This is a genomic window from Pseudomonas sp. PDM27, assembly GCF_019219205.1.
Taxonomy (GTDB): domain Bacteria; phylum Pseudomonadota; class Gammaproteobacteria; order Pseudomonadales; family Pseudomonadaceae; genus Aquipseudomonas; species Aquipseudomonas laurylsulfatiphila.
Genome location: NZ_JAHUWF010000001.1, coordinates 307,131 through 325,546 on the forward strand (window position 1 = coordinate 307,131; position 18,416 = coordinate 325,546).

An 18,416-nucleotide genomic window follows, 5' to 3' on the forward strand; every position below is an offset into this window, starting at 1 on the left:
TCCCCGCCTCGATCATGAACATTCTTCATCTGAAGCCCTGTTCAGCCCCTTTTATCCCCTCAGGAACCGACGATGACCGTCTACTTCATTGGCGCAGGTCCCGGCGACCCAGAACTGATTACCGTCAAGGGCCAGCGGCTGATTCGCAGTTGCCCGGTGATCATTTATGCCGGCTCTCTAGTGCCCGCTGCCGTCCTGGAAGGTCATTGTGCGGAGCAGGTAGTCAACAGCGCCGAACTGCACCTGGAACAGATCATCGACCTGTTCAAGGCCGCCCACGCCAAAGGCCAGGACGTGGCCCGGGTACACTCCGGCGATCCGAGCCTGTATGGCGCCATTGGCGAACAGATTCGCTATCTGCGTGAACTGGGCATTGCGTTCGAAATCGTCCCGGGCGTGACGGCCACCGCCGCTTGTGCAGCGCTTCTGGGTGCAGAACTGACGCTACCGGACGTTTCACAGAGCGTGATCCTGACTCGCTACGCCGACAAGACCGCCATGCCACCCGGAGAGGAATTCGCCAGCCTGGCGCAGCACGGCGCGACCATGGCGATTCATTTGGGGGTCAGTCACCTGGCGAAGATCGTTGAGGAACTGCTGCCGCATTACGGCGCCGATTGCCCGATTGCGGTGGTTCACCGCGCAAGCTGGCCGGATCAGGATTGGGTGACAGGCACGCTTGAGGACATTGCCGAAAAGGTTGCCGCCAAAGGGTTTCGGCGCACGGCATTGATTCTGGTGGGACGGGTGCTGGGCAGTGATCACTTCAGCGAGTCGTCGCTGTATCGCGCGGGGCATGCACATCTCTACAGGCCCTGAAACACTTGTGGCGAGGGAGCTTGCTCCCGCTGGACCGCGTAGCGGTCCCAACATCAGCCAATGCATTCATCACGGGAAAATGCATCGACTGATTTTGTGATGGCTATGCCATCAAGCGGGAGCAAGCTCCCTCGCCACAGCGCCGTTTTTTATTTCGCAGCGAACACCTTAGTAGTAGGCGTTTTCTTTCTGCGTGTGGTCGGTCACGTCGCGAACGCCCTTGAGCTCCGGAATACGCTCGAGCAGGGTGCGCTCGATGCCTTCCTTGAGCGTCACGTCGGCCTGGCCGCAGCCCTGGCAACCACCGCCGAACTGCAGGACGGCGATGCCGTCTTCGACTACGTCGATCAGGCTGACCTGACCGCCGTGGCTGGCCAGCCCCGGGTTGATCTCGGTTTGCAGGTAGTAGTTGATGCGCTCGTTGACCGGGCTGTCGGCGTTGACCATCGGTACTTTGGCGTTTGGCGCCTTGATGGTCAGTTGGCCGCCCATGCGGTCGGTGGCGTAGTCGACAACGGCATCGTCCAGGAAGGCTTCGCTGAAATGGTCGATGTAGGCGGTGAAGCTTTTCAGCCCCAGCGCGGTGTCTTCGGGTTTTTCTTCGCCCGGCTTGCAGTAGGCAATGCAGGTTTCGGCGTACTGGGTGCCAGGCTGGGTGATGAAGACGCGGATGCCGATGCCCGGGGTGTTCTGCTTGGAGAGCAGATCAGCCAGATAATCGTGGGCGGCGTCGGTAATGGTAATAGCGGTCATGGAAACTCCTCGCAGGCTTGGGCGCAGTTTACGCCAATCGGCGCGCCGGACAAAGTCCCAGTATTTTTGTCGGGAAAGATTCCGACGATCCCCCTGTGTAGAAGCTGCCGCAGGCTGCGATCTTTTGACTTTGATTTTAAAAAACAAGATCAAAAGATCGCAGCCTGCGGCAGCTCCTACACGTGGGTTCGGTGATTGGTCAGAGGTTCTCGTAGCGGTTCATGTCCAGCACGCCCTCTTCCACCGGATCGGTCTCCTGGATGTAGCGGCTCAGGTCATGGAAATAGAACCAGAATTGCGGATGACTGCGCCGTATTCCCCAACGTTCGACGATTTTCTCAAAGCTGTCGCTATCCTTGGCGTTCTCCATCGCATCCACAAACGCCGGCACTTGCCCGGCCGGGATGTTGAACATGAAGTTCGGGTAGCTGCTGAGCACACCCGGGAAAATCGTCAGGGTATCGAGCCCCGGCTGATAGCGCAGCGATTCGCCGAGCAGGAACGCCACGTTGCTGTGGGCCCGGTTGCGCAACAGGCTGTAGACCTCTCGCTTGCCGCTGCCGGTTTCGATGCGCAGCATGGTCGCTTCCGGCAGTTGATCAATCACTTTAAACCCCGCCGCCGGACGCGAAGTCAGGCGGCTCAACACTTGCTCGGCATTTTGCAGGCCAGGATCAATGTTCGGCCGCGAACAGTAGGCGCCGTCGCAGCGGTTGATCGGGTCGGGCCTGGCATTGAGGTCGCCATAACGGGTCAGCAATTGCTGGGCGAAATCGCGCTTGGGATCCTGCGGATCAAGCTTCAGCGCCGTCGGCTTGTCATCGTCGATGGACTCGTAGTCCAGCCACATCTTGAATTTGCCACTGTTCTGATACCAGTCGTCGAGGTAGCCCTCCCGCGAATCGGCGGGCATCAGGCGCAGGAAATTCTGCTCGGCGCCGTTACGGATCAGGTCGAAATACAGGCGCGTCTGGGCCTGATGGGACACGTTGCCAAACACATCGAAATTGACTGCCAGTTGATAGTAGGTGCGCTCCAGCAGCGGATAGTCGAACAGCCACATCGTCTGCGGCACTTCGCCGATCAGGCCTTTGGTCACCGAGGCGCTGTCGAAGTGGCGAAAGATGCTCAGCAGTGCGTTGTCGTTGCCGGCCCACAGGGTCGACCAGCTCGGTGCGGGCAAGTCGGCGTAGCTGTCGCGGCGCAGGGCCTCGTATTCGTTGCGTTTGTCGCGGTAGTCGTGCCACAGGGTCAGGACGCTGCCGACATCATCATTCTGCCCCGGCATCGCCAGCAAGGGCGTGGCTTGCCCGCGATAGTTCGGGTCGGTGATGTAGAGGTCGTGTTCAGGTGCCTGGAACAGCGCCCAGAAGTTATCGCGAATCACGTCCGTGGCGATCTGCCCACGACACACTGGCCCACGGATAAAGGTGCGCACGAAGTACTCGGCGTTATCGAGCATGAATTGATAGCGCGCCTGGGCGGGAATCGCTTCGAAGGTGGTAAAGGGGTTGGCCCGGCTCTGCGGCCCATAGCCCGGCAGTGCATTGACCTCCCAGTTGCCGCTGTAGAACAGGGATTTGACCCGCGCCAGCTTTGCCGCACTCAGGGGATAGGAGATGTGGGTCTTATGCACGATCACGCCCTGCACCGGCCACAGGCGGTAGTAAAACTCCGTGCCCGGATCATCGTTGGGGCGCCGGGTATTGATCAGGTCAATCGGCTGGCCGGTCGGCGTGCGCGAACGCACCCACTGGAAGAAATGCCCGGGTTCACCCTCCTTGAAGTAGAGATGGGCGAGGAACCAGTGCTCATACAGCCAGCGTCCCACCAGGCTTTGCCGGGCGCCCGGCGAATTGAGCAGGTTTTCCCACTGGATCACTTGCTGCGCTTCTTGCGCACTCGGGGCCAGGGCCTGCTGATCGATAGGTGCACCTGCGGCCAGCCAGCGTTGCAGCGTCTGGTACTGCTGGTCGGTCAGGCCGGTCACTGCCAGCGGCATGCCTTCCTTCGGGTGCGAAGCGGCGTAGCCATCGAACTGCGCGGGACTGGCACACATGTTCTCCCGGTTCAGGCCCAGGACGATGTCTTGCGGCAACCTGGCGTTGGGTTGCAAGGGGGTGTTGTGGCCCAGTTCCAGCATCCGCGCCATCAATGCGGCATGGCTACCCTGCGCATCGAGCACCGAAAAGAAGCCCTTTTGTTGCCAGGCGGCTTTTCCGGAGGCGTCCAGAAACAGCCGCGTTGGCGCCACCGCCTTGGTGCGGTCACCGTCGTAAACCGGGACTTTCGTCGCGCCGCGTGCCGCGCCCTCGCCGCTGCCCAAGTTGAGCTGACAGGCGGCGTCGTTGCAGGCGTGGCAGGCCACGCACTTTTCAGTGAAGATCGGTTGAATGTCTCGAGTGTAGGAAATGGCAGAGGAGTTCGCCGGACTTTGCGCCGCAGCGCCCCAGCTTAAAAGCATCAACACACTGCTGATGACGAAGCGATAAGACATGTCCCTGGTCCTGGATCCTGAAAAAACGCCGCGATTCTACCGGTCTGCCACCCCTGACAACATGAACGATATTCATGCAAATCCGAGTAATGCTCTAAAAGCGCACAGGTTTGCTATCATCCCGGCCCTTCGTCATGGTCTTACCGAGTAGTCCAAATGTCCGATCGCAGCGTTCGCCTTCAAGCTCTCAAGCACGCCCTCAAAGAGCGCATCCTGATTCTCGATGGCGGTATGGGCACGATGATCCAGAGCTACAAGCTCGAAGAGCAGGATTACCGTGGCAAACGCTTCGCTGACTGGCCGAGCGATGTCAAAGGCAACAACGACCTGTTGGTACTGACTCGCCCGGACGTGATTGGCGGCATCGAGAAAGCCTACCTCGACGCTGGCGCCGACATTCTGGAAACCAACACCTTCAACGCCACCCAGATCTCCCTGGCCGACTACGGCATGCAAGGCCTGGCGTATGAATTAAACGTAGAAGGCGCTCGCCTTGCACGCAAGGTCGCCGACGCCAAGACCCTGGAAACCCCGGAGAAGCCGCGCTTCGTCGCCGGCGTGCTCGGTCCTACAAGCCGCACCTGCTCGTTGTCCCCGGACGTGAACAACCCCGGCTACCGCAACGTGACCTTCGATGAACTGGTGGAAAACTACACCGAATCCACCAAAGGCCTGATCGAGGGCGGCGCCGACCTGATCCTGATCGAAACCATCTTCGACACCCTCAACGCCAAGGCCGCGATCTTTGCCGTGCAAGGCGTGTTCGAAGAGCTGGGCGTCGAACTGCCGATCATGATTTCCGGCACCATCACCGACGCTTCGGGCCGCACCCTGTCGGGTCAGACTACCGAAGCCTTCTGGAACTCCGTGGCCCACGCCAAGCCGATTTCCGTTGGCCTGAACTGCGCCCTCGGCGCCAGCGAGTTGCGCCCGTACCTCGAAGAGCTGTCGAACAAGGCAGGCACCCACGTGTCGGCGCACCCGAACGCCGGCCTGCCGAACGAATTCGGCGAGTACGACGAACTGCCGTCGCAAACCGCCAAGGTCATCGAAGAGTTCGCCCAAAGCGGCTTCCTCAACATTGTCGGCGGCTGCTGCGGCACCACGCCGGGCCACATCGAAGCCATCGCCAAGGCCGTGGCCGGTTATGCGCCGCGCCAGATCCCGGACATCCCCAAGGCTTGCCGCCTCTCGGGCCTGGAACCCTTCACCATCGATCGCAGTTCGCTGTTCGTCAACGTCGGCGAGCGCACCAACATCACCGGTTCCGCCAAGTTCGCCCGGCTGATCCGCGAGGACAACTACACCGAAGCCCTGGAAGTCGCCCTGCAGCAGGTCGAAGCCGGCGCCCAGGTGATCGACATCAACATGGACGAAGGGATGCTCGATTCGAAGAAGGCCATGGTGACCTTCCTCAATCTGATTGCCGGCGAACCGGACATCTCCCGCGTACCGATCATGATCGACTCCTCGAAGTGGGAAGTGATCGAAGCCGGCCTCAAATGTATCCAGGGCAAGGGCATCGTCAACTCGATCAGCATGAAAGAAGGCGTGGAGCAGTTCATTCACCACGCCAAACTGTGCAAGCGCTACGGCGCCGCGGTGGTGGTGATGGCCTTCGACGAGGCCGGCCAGGCCGACACCGAAGCGCGCAAGAAGGAAATCTGCAAACGCTCCTACGACATCCTGGTCAACGAAGTGGACTTCCCGCCGGAAGACATCATCTTCGACCCGAACATCTTCGCCGTGGCCACCGGTATCGAAGAACACAACAACTACGCCGTCGATTTCATCAACGCCTGTGCCTACATCCGTGACGAACTGCCGTACGCGCTGACGTCCGGTGGCGTGTCCAACGTGTCGTTCTCGTTCCGCGGCAACAACCCGGTGCGTGAGGCGATCCACTCGGTGTTCCTGCTGTACGCCATTCGCTCCGGGCTGACCATGGGTATCGTCAACGCCGGGCAACTGGAGATCTACGACCAGATCCCGGTGGAACTGCGCGACGCCGTCGAAGACGTGATCCTCAACCGCACCCCGGAAGGCACCGACGCCCTCCTCGCCATCGCCGACAAGTACAAGGGCGACGGCAGCGTCAAGGAAGCCGAGACCGAAGAGTGGCGCAACTGGGACGTCAACAAGCGTCTGGAACATGCGCTGGTCAAAGGCATTACCACCCACATCGTCGAAGATACCGAAGAATCGCGCCTGTCCTTCAACCGCCCGATCGAAGTGATCGAAGGCCCGCTGATGGCCGGCATGAACATCGTCGGCGACCTGTTCGGTGCCGGCAAAATGTTCCTGCCCCAGGTGGTGAAGTCCGCTCGCGTGATGAAGCAGGCCGTGGCGCACCTGATCCCGTTCATCGAACTGGAAAAAGGCGACAAGCCGGAAGCCAAGGGCAAGATCCTGATGGCGACTGTGAAAGGCGACGTGCACGACATCGGCAAGAACATCGTCGGCGTTGTGCTCGGTTGCAACGGCTATGACATCGTCGACCTCGGCGTGATGGTCCCGGCGGAGAAAATCCTCCAGGTGGCCAAGGAGCAGAAGTGCGACATCATCGGCCTGTCCGGCCTGATCACCCCGTCGCTGGATGAGATGGTCCATGTCGCCCGCGAAATGCAGCGCCAGGACTTCCACCTGCCGTTGATGATCGGTGGCGCCACCACCTCCAAGGCGCACACCGCGGTGAAGATCGAGCCGAAGTACAGCAACGACGCAGTGATCTACGTCACCGACGCCTCCCGTGCCGTGGGCGTGGCGACCCAGTTGCTGTCCAAGGAGCTCAAGGCCGGTTTCGTCGAGAAAACCCGTCAGGACTACATCGAGGTTCGCGAGCGCACCGCCAACCGCAGCGCCCGCACCGAACGCCTGAGCTATGGCGCGGCCATCGCCAAGAAACCACAGTTCGACTGGGCGAGCTACACGCCGGTCAAACCGACCTTCACCGGCACCCGGGTACTGGACAACATCGACCTCAACGTTCTGGCCGAGTACATCGACTGGACGCCGTTCTTCATATCCTGGGACCTGGCCGGCAAATTCCCGCGCATCCTCCAGGACGAAGTGGTCGGTGAAGCCGCCACCTCGCTCTATAAAGACGCTCGAGAAATGCTCACCAAACTGATCGATGAAAAGCTGATCAGCGCCCGCGCGGTGTTCGGTTTCTGGCCGGCCAACCAGGTGCATGACGACGACATCGAACTCTATGGCGATGACGGCAAGCCAATGGCCAAGCTGCATCACCTGCGCCAGCAGATCATCAAGACCGACGGCAAGCCGAACTTCTCCCTGGCCGACTTCGTCGCGCCCAAGGACAGTGAAGTGACCGACTACGTGGGTGGTTTCATCACCACCGCCGGCATCGGCGCCGAAGAAGTGGCCAAGGCCTACCAGGACGCTGGCGACGACTACAACTCGATCATGGTCAAGGCCCTGGCCGACCGCCTGGCCGAAGCGTGCGCCGAATGGCTGCACCAGCAGGTGCGTAAAGACTATTGGGGCTACGCCAAGGATGAAGTGCTGGATAACGAAGCGCTGATCAAGGAGCAATACACCGGCATCCGTCCGGCACCGGGTTATCCGGCCTGCCCGGATCACACCGAAAAAGCCCAGTTGTTCGCCCTGCTCGATCCCGAAGCTCAGGAAATGCGCGCAGGCCGCAGCGGCGTGTTCCTCACCGAACACTACGCCATGTTCCCGGCAGCAGCGGTCAGCGGCTGGTACTTCGCTCACCCGCAGGCGCAGTACTTCGCCGTGGGCAAGGTCGACAAGGACCAGGTGCAGAGCTACACCTCGCGCAAAGGCCAGGAGTTGAGCGTGACCGAACGCTGGCTGGCGCCGAACCTGGGTTACGACAACTAAGCGGCTCTATTGGCCATGATATTGTGGCCAACACATACCTCTGTGGGAGCGAGCTTGCTCGCGATGGCGGACTGACAGTCGCATGGATATCGACTGTTACGGCCTCATCGCGAGCAAGCTCGCTCCCACAGGAAATGCGCCAGCCCTGAGTGAGTTGTCTTTGCCGTGGGCAAGGTCGACAAGGACCAGGTGCAGAGCTACACCTCGCGCAAAGGCCAGGAGTTGAGCGTGACCGAGCGCTGGCTGGCGCCGAACCTGGGTTACGACAACTAAGCGGCTCTATTGGCCACGATCTTGTGGCCAACACATACCTCTGTGGGAGCGAGCTTGCTCGCGATGGCGGACTGACAGTCGCATGGATATCGACTGTTACGGCCTCATCGCGAGCAAGCTCGCTCCTACAGGAAATGGGCCAGCCCTGAGTGAGTTGTCTTTGCCGTGGGCAAGGTCGACAAGGACCAGGTGCAGAGCTACACCTCGCGCAAAGGCCAGGAGTTGAGCGTGACCGAACGCTGGCTGGCGCCGAACCTGGGTTACGACAACTAAGCGGCTCTATTGGCCACGATATTGTGGCCAACACATACCTCTATGGGAGCGAGCTTGCTCGCGATGGCGGACTGACAGTCGCATGGATATCGACTGTTACCGCCTCATCGCGAGCAAGCTCGCTCCCACAGGAAATGAGCCAGCCCTGAGTGAGTTGTCTTTGCCGTAGGCAAGGTCGACAAGGACCAGGTGCAGAGCTACACCTCGCGCAAAGGCCAGGAGTTGAGCGTGACCGAGCGCTGGCTGGCGCCGAACCTGGGTTACGACAACTAAGGCAAGATCAAAAGATCGCAGCCTGCGGCAGCTCCTACAAGGGAATATATAACCCTGTAGGAGCTGCCGCAGGCTGCGATCTTTTGATGTGTATTGTCTATGCTTGCCTCACACACATTCGTGGCGAGGGTTTTATGGACGATCCGGCCGACAACAAGCCGCCGAGCTTCTGGCAAATGCTGCACAGCGTCATGGCGGCGGCGTTCGGGGTGCAGAGCGGGAAGAACCGGGCCCGCGATTTCACGCACGGCAAGCCCAGTCATTTCGTGATTCTGGGGATCCTGTTCACAGTGGTGTTCGCCTTGACGCTGTTCGGCATCGTCAAGCTGGTGCTACTCCTGGCCGGCGTTTGACGCGGCTCAGTGCATCAGGGTTTGCAGGGTGAACGGGTAACGCCAGGACGCGGGACGGCCCTTGGCCGAGAGTTTGTGAAAATCCACACCGAAGTCCTGCGTTGCCCCCATCGCCAGCAGTCGCCTGGCCTGTGCCCGGTCGATCAGTTGCAGCAACGGAATCTGCCGGTCACGGCCGCCGTACTGGCTGATGTCCACGCCTTCATCGTAGTCATGCAATTGCACCAGCGCCCAGCCACCCAGACTGAAGTGCCCGCCCAACAATACACTCAGGCGACGGTCCAGCAGTGCCTGCAACGCCTCGGGTGAATTGTTGATCGCGCCGAACAGCACGCCTTTGCCTGGCTCCCCGCCGGCCTCGACATACGCCTGCATCACACCGAACGCCATCTCGTCGTTCGCGGCCCAGACCAGCGACGTCTGCGGGTAGCGCTTGAACAACAACCTGGCCTGCTCGTAGGCGCGTTGCCGGGTCCAGCCGCCGTACACCAGTTGGCGCAAACGCACTTCGGGGTGCTCGGCCAAGGCACGCCGCAGGCCTTTCTCGCGATATTGCGCGGACGGGGTGACCTTCAAACCGGAAAAGGCCAGCAGTTCAATCGTCTGGCCGGGGGCCACCGGGCCGTGCTGCCGGATCAGTTCCTTGAGCATCAGGTAGCCGCCCTCCTCGTCATTGGGCACCAGGCTACCGAGCAAATCGGGATATTTGTCAGGCCGCGCGCCAATCAGTTTCATCTGATCCGCCGTCAGGGCATTGTTGACCATGAACAGCTTCACCCCGCTGCCTTTGGCCAGCCGCAGGACCTCGGGGGCGATGTATTGCTCGTTGACGAAGACCAGGTAGTCGGGACGATGGTCGCCCTGAAGGGCTTCACGAGCCTGGCGGATGGTGTTTTCGGAGACGCGGTCGGAATACTGGATACGCAAGTCCATCCCCAGGTCCGTCGCCGCAGCCTGCATGAACTGCGAGTAACTCGCCCAGAACGCTTCCGTTGGGGTTCCCGGATTCAGGAACAGCACTGACGCCGCTTGGGCACAAGGTCCCACGACCATGCCCAGCGTCAGCAATACGCCATACAGAAACTTCAACATTGGTCGTCCGAGCCCCCGGAAATTCGCCGCGCATTATAGCCAGCGAAGGTCCGTAAAACGGCGATTTTTCCGGTTTTTGTCGGACAATCGTCGGAACCGGGCCCGGACGGGTCGTTTATTGGTGGCTGACCCAGAAAACCGCCGTCCCCACGACCAGGATGATCAGGAACAAGATTGCCCAGGCATCTACGGTGCTATCGCTTTTCCGTGCTTTGGTTGGGTTGCTCATTGCATCGCCTCTTGTCGGTTTTATCGGTGATTGCATAAAGACTCGAGCAGAGTAAAGACGACGATTGCCCGCATCACAAACAGGGTCTTTGCAACAACGATTCTCATTAGGCGATTTGGTTCTTTACATATGCTCAAACATCACTTTTACGCATAACTGCAAACTGGTATCTTGCCCCGGCTCCGTAGGGAGTGCGCGGCCGTGCGCGCAGAATTGCCGAGGTTTTATCGGACGCCAGCCAGCCAAAAAACGCCGCTGTTTCCGACCGGCCCAAGCCTGAGAACAGGACTTATATGTACGTATACGACGAATACGATCAGCGGATCATCGAGGACCGCGTCAAGCAGTTCCGTGATCAGACCCGACGCTATCTGGCAGGCGAGCTGAGCGAAGAGGAATTCCGCCCCCTGCGCCTGCAAAATGGCCTTTATATCCAGCGTTTCGCACCGATGTTGCGAGTCGCCGTGCCTTACGGCCAACTGACTTCGCGGCAAATGCGAATGATGGCCAAGATCGCCCGGGACTACGACAAGGGCTACGCCCACATCAGTACCCGGCAGAACGTGCAGTTCAACTGGCCGGCCGTGGAAGACATTCCGGACATTCTCGCTGAACTGGCCACCGTGCAGATGCACGCGATCCAGACCAGCGGCAACTGCCTGCGCAACGTCACCACCGACCAGTTTGCCGGTGTCGCCGCCGACGAACTGATCGACCCGCGCCCATGGTGCGAGATCGTGCGCCAGTGGACGACGTTCCACCCGGAATTCGCCTACCTTCCGCGCAAGTTCAAGATCGCCGTCAACGGTTCGACTTCCGACCGCGCCGCCATCGAAGTCCATGACATCGGCCTTGAGCCGGTGCACAACGCCGCTGGCGAACTGGGCTTCCGTGTGCTGGTCGGTGGTGGTCTGGGCCGTACGCCGGTGGTGGGTGCATTCATCAACGAGTTCCTGCCGTGGCAAGACCTGTTGAGCTACCTCGACGCCATCCTGCGGGTCTACAACCGCTATGGCCGTCGCGACAACAAGTACAAGGCGCGGATCAAGATCCTGGTGAAAGCGCTGACGCCTGAAGTCTTCGCACAGAAAGTCGACGCGGAAATGGAGCACCTGCGCGGTGGCCAGACCACGCTGACCGAAGCCGAAGTGCAGCGCGTCGCCAAACATTTCGTCGACCCGGACTACAAGGCGCTGGACAACCAGACCGCCAACCTGGCCGAGCTCGACCTGCAGCACCCGGGCTTCGCCCGCTGGCGCGCACGCAACACCCTGGCCCACAAGAAACCGGGCTACGTGGCCGTGACCTTGTCCCTCAAGCCTACCGGCGTTGCACCGGGCGACATCACCGACAAACAGCTCGACGCCGTGGCCGACCTGGCCGAGCGTTACAGCTTCGGTCAACTGCGTACCTCCCACGAGCAGAACATCATTCTGGCCGACGTCGAGCAGGACAAGCTGTTCGTCCTGTGGGGCGAGCTGCGCGAGCAAGGCTTCGCCACGCCGAACATCGGCTTGCTGACCGACATCATCTGCTGCCCGGGTGGCGATTTCTGCTCCCTGGCCAACGCCAAGTCGATCCCGATCGCCGAATCGATCCAGCGCCGTTTCGACGACCTGGACTACCTGTTCGACATCGGCGAGCTGGACCTGAACATCTCCGGTTGCATGAACGCTTGCGGCCACCACCACGTGGGCCACATCGGCATCCTCGGGGTGGACAAGAAAGGCGAAGAGTTCTATCAGGTTTCCCTCGGCGGCAGCGCCAGCCGTGACGCCAGCCTGGGCAAGATCCTCGGCCCGTCCTTTGCCCAGGAAGCCATGCCTGACGTGATCGAAAAGCTGATCGACGTGTACATCGAACAACGTACCGAAGACGAACGCTTCATCGACACCTATCAGCGTATTGGTATCGACCTCTTCAAGGAGCGTGTCTATGCAGCGAATCATTAAGAACAACGAGGTCGTCGACGAGACCTGGCACCTGCTGCCCAAGGACTTCAGCATCGACGAGATCACCAACTGCGACGACTACATCGTCCCCTTGCAGTTGTGGCGCGAACACAGCCGTATGCTCCTGGCCCGCGACGGCGGCCTGGGCATCTGGCTTGACGCCGATGAAGAAGCCGAGGAGATCGGTGAAGACGTCGCGCAGTTCCAGGTCATTGCCCTGAACTTCCCGGCATTCACCGATGGCCGCAACTACTCCAACGCCCGCCTGCTGCGTGACCGCTACGGCTTCAAGGGTGAATTGCGGGCCATTGGCGACGTGCTGCGTGACCAGTTGTTCTACATGCATCGCTGTGGTTTCGACGCCTTCGCCATTCGCCCGGACAAGGATCCGCACGAAGCCCTTGAAGGTCTCAAGGACTTCTCGGTGACCTATCAGGCCGCGACCGACGAACCGCTGCCGCTGTTCCGTCGCCGCTGACCGTCACCCCTTGAACCCCGGTCCCGGGGTTCAAGGGGTTTTACCCTTCGCGCTAGAACACCGGATGATCCGCCAACGGAATCGGCCGCCCCATGGCGACCCAGTCGCGGTACAGCCGGACTCGATCTTCCAGCACCACGAACATCCTGAACGGGTTTTCCGCATCGCCAACCCGGGTTTCGATACTCTGGCGCAACCAGTCCCACAACTCCTCTGACGTATCCGCTTCGTGCAGCAAGCGCCACACACGCGCCTGCAGCGACAGATAGCCGACCTGGAAATCCGCCGTCAGGCGCAATCCATCCATGACCCGCAGCAACGTACTGCCCGATGGCTTGACGGCCAGTCGTTGCCAGATCTGTTGCCGCGCCTCGCGCACGCCTTCATCACCCTCCTCCAGCCAGGGCGTCGCACTGCCGTAATCGGCACCCGGTTCACTCAGCCACAGATTGATGCCGGTACGCTCGCGATGATCGACCAGGCGCAGCAAGGTGTCTTCATCCGTCAGCGGATTACCCCACAGTTTCACCCGGTCCCGGGAGACCGCCTGATTCAGTATCGATTGGGGAACCCGGCTGATGCGGTTGTCTCGCAAGTCAAGCGAGGTGAAGTACGGCTGATCGGTGATGCCTATCGGACAACGGCTGATCCCGGTGTTTCTCAGGTTCAATACACGCAACTCATTGAGCCCCAGGACAACAGGCGGAACGGTCAAAGGGTTGTCACTCAGGTCCAGCGTTTGCAAGCTCACCAGATCACTAAACTGTGCCGCCGTGTTCTCCTGAAACTTCAGCAAAGTGTTACTCAGGTTCAGCGTATTGAGACGGGTCATTCGCCGAATCGCTGGAGGCAACACACCTTCCAGTACGCCGTCGGCGTTGAGTAGACGCAGGTCGACACGCTCCAGGTTCAGGGAACGCAGGTTCGGAAAACTTTCGAGAAAGGCGCTCAGACTCTCGCGCTCGACCAGGTGCAAGGCCTGCATCGATAACTCGACGACCTCATTGAAGCGTACGTTCATCGTCGGCAACCGATGGTAGTCCTCGAAAGCCAGGTCCAGCCTGTACCCGGAGAACGCCTCACCCGACATCACGCTATTGATCCGGGGCGGGCATTTTTGCCAGATGCTCATCAGTTCATCGCCCAGCTCGGTTCGAGTTTCACGCTCGTAATCGATCACGGTTTGCAGCAGTTGGACATTGTGCGCCGCCACCTGCCCCAGGGTCATTCCCTGTGCTTCATCATCGCCAACGGACAGAAAATCGATGTCCATGTCATCGGCATCCAGCACGGACTGGTCGATCCACTGGCGCAGATCGGCATGCAACTGCTGCATCTGTGCTATCAGGCGATCCACCAGTGCCTGAGCCCCGGCACCCGCGTTAAACAGCAACTCATCCGCCTGGGCATCGGTGAAATCCGGATACAGATCCTTGATCTGCAGACGCATGACTCCGTGGGTCAGCGCTGCGGCCTGTGGCGTGTTCGGGAAGCCGCCACCGCGCAATCCCCCGGTTTCGAAAGGCAACCGCGAATCCATTCGATACAAGCCGAGTATCAACTCGGAACGGGCCAAGGCATGACCGCCAATGCGCAACCGCAACGCGCTCGCAGCATCCGGCGAGTGAAGCGACATCGCCGTACGTTCCTCCACGGACAAGAGGTCGACCAGCGCGGTAAACAGGTCCGAACCCTCGCCATCGGTAGTCGCCACCGCGGTGTATCGATAGCGCTCACCGACCTTGATCAAACGCCGGCAATCCGTGGAATCGAGCGGACCGCAGCGGTCGAGGACACGGCCGCTGATTGCCCCGTCGAGCACCTCGATGCGCAGGCCTTGCGGCCAGTCAGGCAGGCGCTGCAGGGAGTGCAGTGCCAGGACATCGGTGTCGGGGTGCCGGACCGAACGCAAGTACAAGCCTTCATAGGCCCGGTTGAGTCGCACATGCTGTTGGTAGTCCCGCGATTTGTTGTCCAGCCGCTTGAGCAATTGCAGCGCCTCGTCAGCGTCGAAGGGCCGATGGATGTCGACTCCCGACCGGTCGAGGATTTGCTCCACGGCGCCTTTCGGCAATCCTGGGTATTCGCGCTGAAACAGGCGAACCCATTCCTGCTCCGAGTGCTGGAGCGCCTGATAGCGGGTGTTGAACAATCCGGCCCGTGCTTGCGCATCGGTGACGCCTTCGAGTTCCTGATCGAGCTTGAAGCGTGTGATGGTATCGGCCAGCAGCGGCGTTGGCGGGCGACCTGCCTGCATCAGGCGCAGCATATCGTCGTCGACCGTGCTGATCCGGGCGATCTGCTCCAGTACCTCATCAGTGAAGGCAGCATGGGGTGCGCACACCTCACGCAACAGCGCTATGCGAGTCGACAACGGCGCCGCAACCGATCCGGCTACGGGCTTGGCCGGCGTTCCGGGATGCGGCTCGCTCGCGGGTTCCCCAGACTCGTGCAGGGTTCCGGCGATTCTTTCTTCGCCCTTGAGTGCCACCACGGCCCCGACCAGCGGGAGCGCATTGAGCAAGCCGAACACGGTGCGCGACACGCCCTCGGAGCGCTGCTCCGGTGTCTTGCCGTTGATGGCCTGATCAAGGCCATAACCGGCGTCGATCAGGCCGGCCAGCACGAGGACACCCTCGCCTCCCGGAATGAACAATGCCAATGGCCCCAGCCGGTTGATCCAGCGCACCAGGGGTTCCACCACCGCGCTCAGGTTGTCGCGATTGACCTGGGCATCGTCACGGATGGTTTTGACGCTGGCCATCGAGGCCTGCTTCATGGTCAGCACCAGTTGCGCGAACGGATCGGTGTCGGAGTGAGCTCGCTCAAGATCGATGTAATCCTGCGGGTCCCAGAAACCGTCGTCGTTGAAGAGCCCGGCGCTCCTTTTCAGCCAGTGTTCGTTCGGGTAAACCGCCATGCCCTCCAACGCGGTCGACACGCCCGCATGGAAGGTGCCGTCTTCCCGATCGTTCTCGGCAAAATGCGCGAGCAGCGCCTGGCGTGTGGCCGGCACCTGCCCCTGGGCCACGATCCATTGGCGCAGGTGTCGCCAGTCGGTGAATTCATGCAAGGGTGAGGAGTTGCCCGGGATATTCAGCAGGACCTTGCCGCTGTGACGGTGGCGATAACACCAGATATCGTCCGACGTGTAGCGATAGATCGTCAGCCGACCGGCCTCGATCGGCGCGCCGACACGAGTCGACGCCTGTAGCTGATCGAGGGTCAGCGCACTCCACGCCTGCCCCGCTGGCAAGCCGGCGGCCTGCATGGCCAGGGCCAGGCCTTCCTGACTCAAGCTGCCCTCCTGGTGTTGCAGGCAGGCGCTCATGATGAAGGCGGCCTTGGCCGAGGTTCTCAGGTCGTAAGGCTGCGCCTGGACGATTCGCTTGTCAGAGGGCCAGGCACGATCAAGGTAAGCCTGATAGCGGGTTTGCAAATCCAGCTGCCACACCCACTGTTTGAACGCCGCCGGCCTGAGGGCAATTTGCGTTGCCGGTCCATACACCTGGGGCGTGGTCTGGCGATAGATGCCTTCGTAGGTATGGTGGTTGCCATTGCCGTGGTCGGCGAATTCATCGACATGCTCCACGATGCGAATGGACGGGCCGACATCGGGCGGTGTGTACAAGCCAAACGCGCTTTCGGCGAAGCGCCCGTCGCCGACGGTCTGGTAGTTCTCCAGCAACGCCTGGACCAGGGTTTGGGTGCTCGCCACCTGACCTTGCTCGATGCCGTCCTGCGGCGGGTGCCCGCGGTAGCGGTAATCCAGGGTGACCAACAGTGCGGTGTGCGGGTCGATGTCTTGCCCCCATTTTTCCTTGATCAACTGGGCACCGAACTGCTCGGGAGACTGCGGTAAAGCCGCGCTCACCACAGACTGCAGTGTTTCGCGCAGCGGCGCAGGCTGGGGATTTAGCGGTGTCTGAAGGTCATTCATGTGCATTCCATGGCAATTATTTTTGGAACACCAACATACCCAGCCACCGCGTTGCCGAAAGCAGGAACGGTCGCCTGCCGACTACAGAGATTTCGCCGTACCGTGGAAGACATCGGGCATGCGTTCGCAGGCAAAAAAAGGTTCCCGCAAACCTGTAGGAGCCAGCCTGCTGGCGATGGACTCAAGTGCGCCGCGTTTATCCGGTTCACCCGCGTTATCGTTAACGACCATCGCTGGCAGGCCAGCTCCTACCGATAATTGAAGACGACACAAATACCGAAGTGCTTGAGGGCATCACGCTGCGCGGTTTATCCCGTTCAGCGAGCTGTTCTGAAACGGCACGAACCCTGTAGGAGCTGCCGCAGGCTGCGATCTTTTGATCTTGAAAGACAACATCAAAAGATCGCAGCCTGCGGCAGCTCCTACAGGGACCGTGCCCACGCTGAAAATGACGTGCCCTCCAAACCAGTGAAAACACCAAAAAAAACCGGGGCAAATGCCCCGGCTGGATGTTTGGCAAAATTTCCTGGCTCGTTACCAGAAACGTTGCTGGGTCAAACGGCTCCACCAACTCAACAGCACGCGATCGACCGAGCCGCTGGCGGCCATGCCGATGCGCTCCGGCAGGCTTTTGCGTTCGGCGTAATGCAAATGATAGAGCTCGGACTTGCTGGCGCGCTCGGCGAGGTATTCATCGCTGGTCTTGAGCTCGTCGACCAGGTGCTTGTCCAGCGCCGCGACGCCGAGCCAGATTTCGCCGGTGGCCACTTCATCGATCGCCAGTTGCGGACGGTAGCGCGAGACGAAGTTCTTGAACAGTTGATGGGTGATGTCCAGGTCTTGCTGGAACTTCTCCCGGCCCTTCTCGGTGTTTTCGCCAAACACGGTCAGGGTACGTTTGTATTCACCGGCGGTCAGCACTTCGAAGTCGATGTCGTGCTTTTTCAGCAAGCGATTGACGTTGGGCAACTGCGCCACCACGCCAATCGAGCCGAGGATCGCGAACGGTGCGCTGATGATTTTCTGGCCGATGCACGCCATCATGTAGCCACCGCTGGCCGCAACCTTGTCGATGCACACGGTCAGGGGCACGCCGGCTTCGCGGATACGCGCCAGTTGCGAGGAGGCCAGGCCGTAGCTGTGAACCATGCCGCCGCCGCTTTCCAGGCGCAGGACCACTTCGTCCTTGGGTGTGGCGAGGGTCAGCAAGGCCGTGATTTCGTGGCGCAGGCTCTCGGTGGCCGAAGCCTTGATATCGCCGTTGAAATCGAGCACGAACACCCGGGGTTTGACCTCGGGTTTTTTCTTCTGCTTCTTGTCGGTCTTGGCCTGGGTCTTGCGCAGGGCCTTGAGCTGGTCCTTGTCGAGCAAGGTTTGCTCCAGGCGCTCGCGCAGCCCTTTGTAGAAATCATTGAGCTTGCTGACCTGCAACTGGCCGGACGACTTGCGCCGCCCCTTGCTGCGCAGGGCCGCAAAACTGGCCAGGACCACCAGAATGGCGATCACCAGGGTCACGGTCTTGGCCAGAAAAATGGCGTACTCGGAAAAAAACTCCACGGGGACTCCTCAAACGATGCGCGGCTTGAACGCGCGCGGGATACCTCCAGCATACCCATG

Annotated in this window: 10 protein-coding genes and 3 pseudogenes; 8 read left to right on the forward strand and 5 right to left on the reverse strand. The window is 60.5% G+C overall.

The features are described 5' to 3' along the window. Nucleotides 1-72 precede the first annotated feature (72 nt). Complete coding sequence (gene cobM / locus KW838_RS01510; RefSeq protein ID WP_218500117.1) at nt 73-819, forward strand: precorrin-4 C(11)-methyltransferase; 747 nt, start codon at nt 73-75, stop codon at nt 817-819. Nucleotides 820-987: 168 nt separating this feature from the next. Here cobM and nfuA read toward each other — a convergent pair whose 3' ends face one another. Together nfuA and KW838_RS01520 are read right to left on the reverse strand one after the other, a co-directional pair. Then, nucleotides 988-1,572 carry a Fe-S biogenesis protein NfuA gene (gene nfuA, locus KW838_RS01515; protein ID WP_007912592.1) on the reverse strand — a complete coding sequence of 195 codons (585 nt, stop codon included), beginning with the start codon at nt 1,570-1,572 and terminating at the stop codon, nt 988-990. A gap of 199 nt (nt 1,573-1,771) precedes the next feature. Continuing rightward, a complete protein-coding gene (locus KW838_RS01520; protein ID WP_218500118.1) occupies nt 1,772-4,069 on the reverse strand; it encodes a fatty acid cis/trans isomerase in 2,298 nt (765 codons plus the stop codon). Nucleotides 4,070-4,225: 156 nt separating this feature from the next. On the opposite strand from KW838_RS01520, the gene metH reads away from it, so the two are divergent. From metH to KW838_RS01530, 5 genes and pseudogenes are all read left to right on the forward strand, one after another. After that, the gene (gene metH, locus KW838_RS01525; RefSeq protein ID WP_218500119.1) at nt 4,226-7,936 is read left to right on the forward strand and encodes a methionine synthase; all 3,711 of its coding nucleotides are present in this window, start codon (nt 4,226-4,228) and stop codon (nt 7,934-7,936) included. A 159-nt stretch (nt 7,937-8,095) separates the two neighbouring features. After that, nucleotides 8,096-8,209, forward strand: a pseudogene (locus tag KW838_RS29750) (hypothetical protein); the annotation flags it as partial. 159 nt (nt 8,210-8,368) lie between these two features. Beyond that, nucleotides 8,369-8,482 (forward strand): annotated as a pseudogene (locus KW838_RS29755) (hypothetical protein); the annotation flags it as partial. Nucleotides 8,483-8,641: 159 nt separating this feature from the next. After that, nucleotides 8,642-8,755 (forward strand): annotated as a pseudogene (locus KW838_RS29760) (hypothetical protein); the annotation flags it as partial. A gap of 134 nt (nt 8,756-8,889) precedes the next feature. Continuing rightward, nucleotides 8,890-9,108: a DUF2970 domain-containing protein gene (locus tag KW838_RS01530; RefSeq protein WP_007980782.1), complete on the forward strand. Its 219-nt coding sequence runs from the start codon at nt 8,890-8,892 to the stop codon at nt 9,106-9,108. 6 nt (nt 9,109-9,114) lie between these two features. On the opposite strand, the gene KW838_RS01535 is transcribed toward KW838_RS01530, so the two are convergent. Beyond that, on the reverse strand, nt 9,115-10,200 hold the full coding sequence (locus KW838_RS01535; protein WP_095966806.1) for an ABC transporter substrate-binding protein: 1,086 nt from the start codon (nt 10,198-10,200) through the stop codon (nt 9,115-9,117). Between the two features lie 522 nt (nt 10,201-10,722). On the opposite strand from KW838_RS01535, the gene KW838_RS01540 reads away from it, so the two are divergent. Together KW838_RS01540 and KW838_RS01545 are read left to right on the forward strand one after the other, a co-directional pair. After that, a complete protein-coding gene (locus KW838_RS01540; protein WP_218500120.1) occupies nt 10,723-12,381 on the forward strand; it encodes a nitrite/sulfite reductase in 1,659 nt (552 codons plus the stop codon). Next, nucleotides 12,365-12,859 (forward strand): DUF934 domain-containing protein, encoded by a 495-nt coding sequence (locus KW838_RS01545; RefSeq protein ID WP_007976503.1) that lies wholly within the window; start codon nt 12,365-12,367, stop codon nt 12,857-12,859. The genes KW838_RS01540 and KW838_RS01545 overlap by 17 nt, the downstream gene beginning before the upstream one ends. Nucleotides 12,860-12,911: 52 nt before the next feature. Here the strand turns inward: KW838_RS01545 and KW838_RS01550 are convergent, their stop codons facing one another. Together KW838_RS01550 and sohB are read right to left on the reverse strand one after the other, a co-directional pair. Then, nucleotides 12,912-16,799 (reverse strand): dermonecrotic toxin domain-containing protein, encoded by a 3,888-nt coding sequence (locus tag KW838_RS01550; RefSeq protein WP_218500121.1) that lies wholly within the window; start codon nt 16,797-16,799, stop codon nt 12,912-12,914. A gap of 534 nt (nt 16,800-17,333) precedes the next feature. Beyond that, a complete protein-coding gene (gene sohB / locus KW838_RS01555; protein WP_218500122.1) occupies nt 17,334-18,356 on the reverse strand; it encodes a protease SohB in 1,023 nt (340 codons plus the stop codon). Nucleotides 18,357-18,416 lie beyond the last annotated feature (60 nt).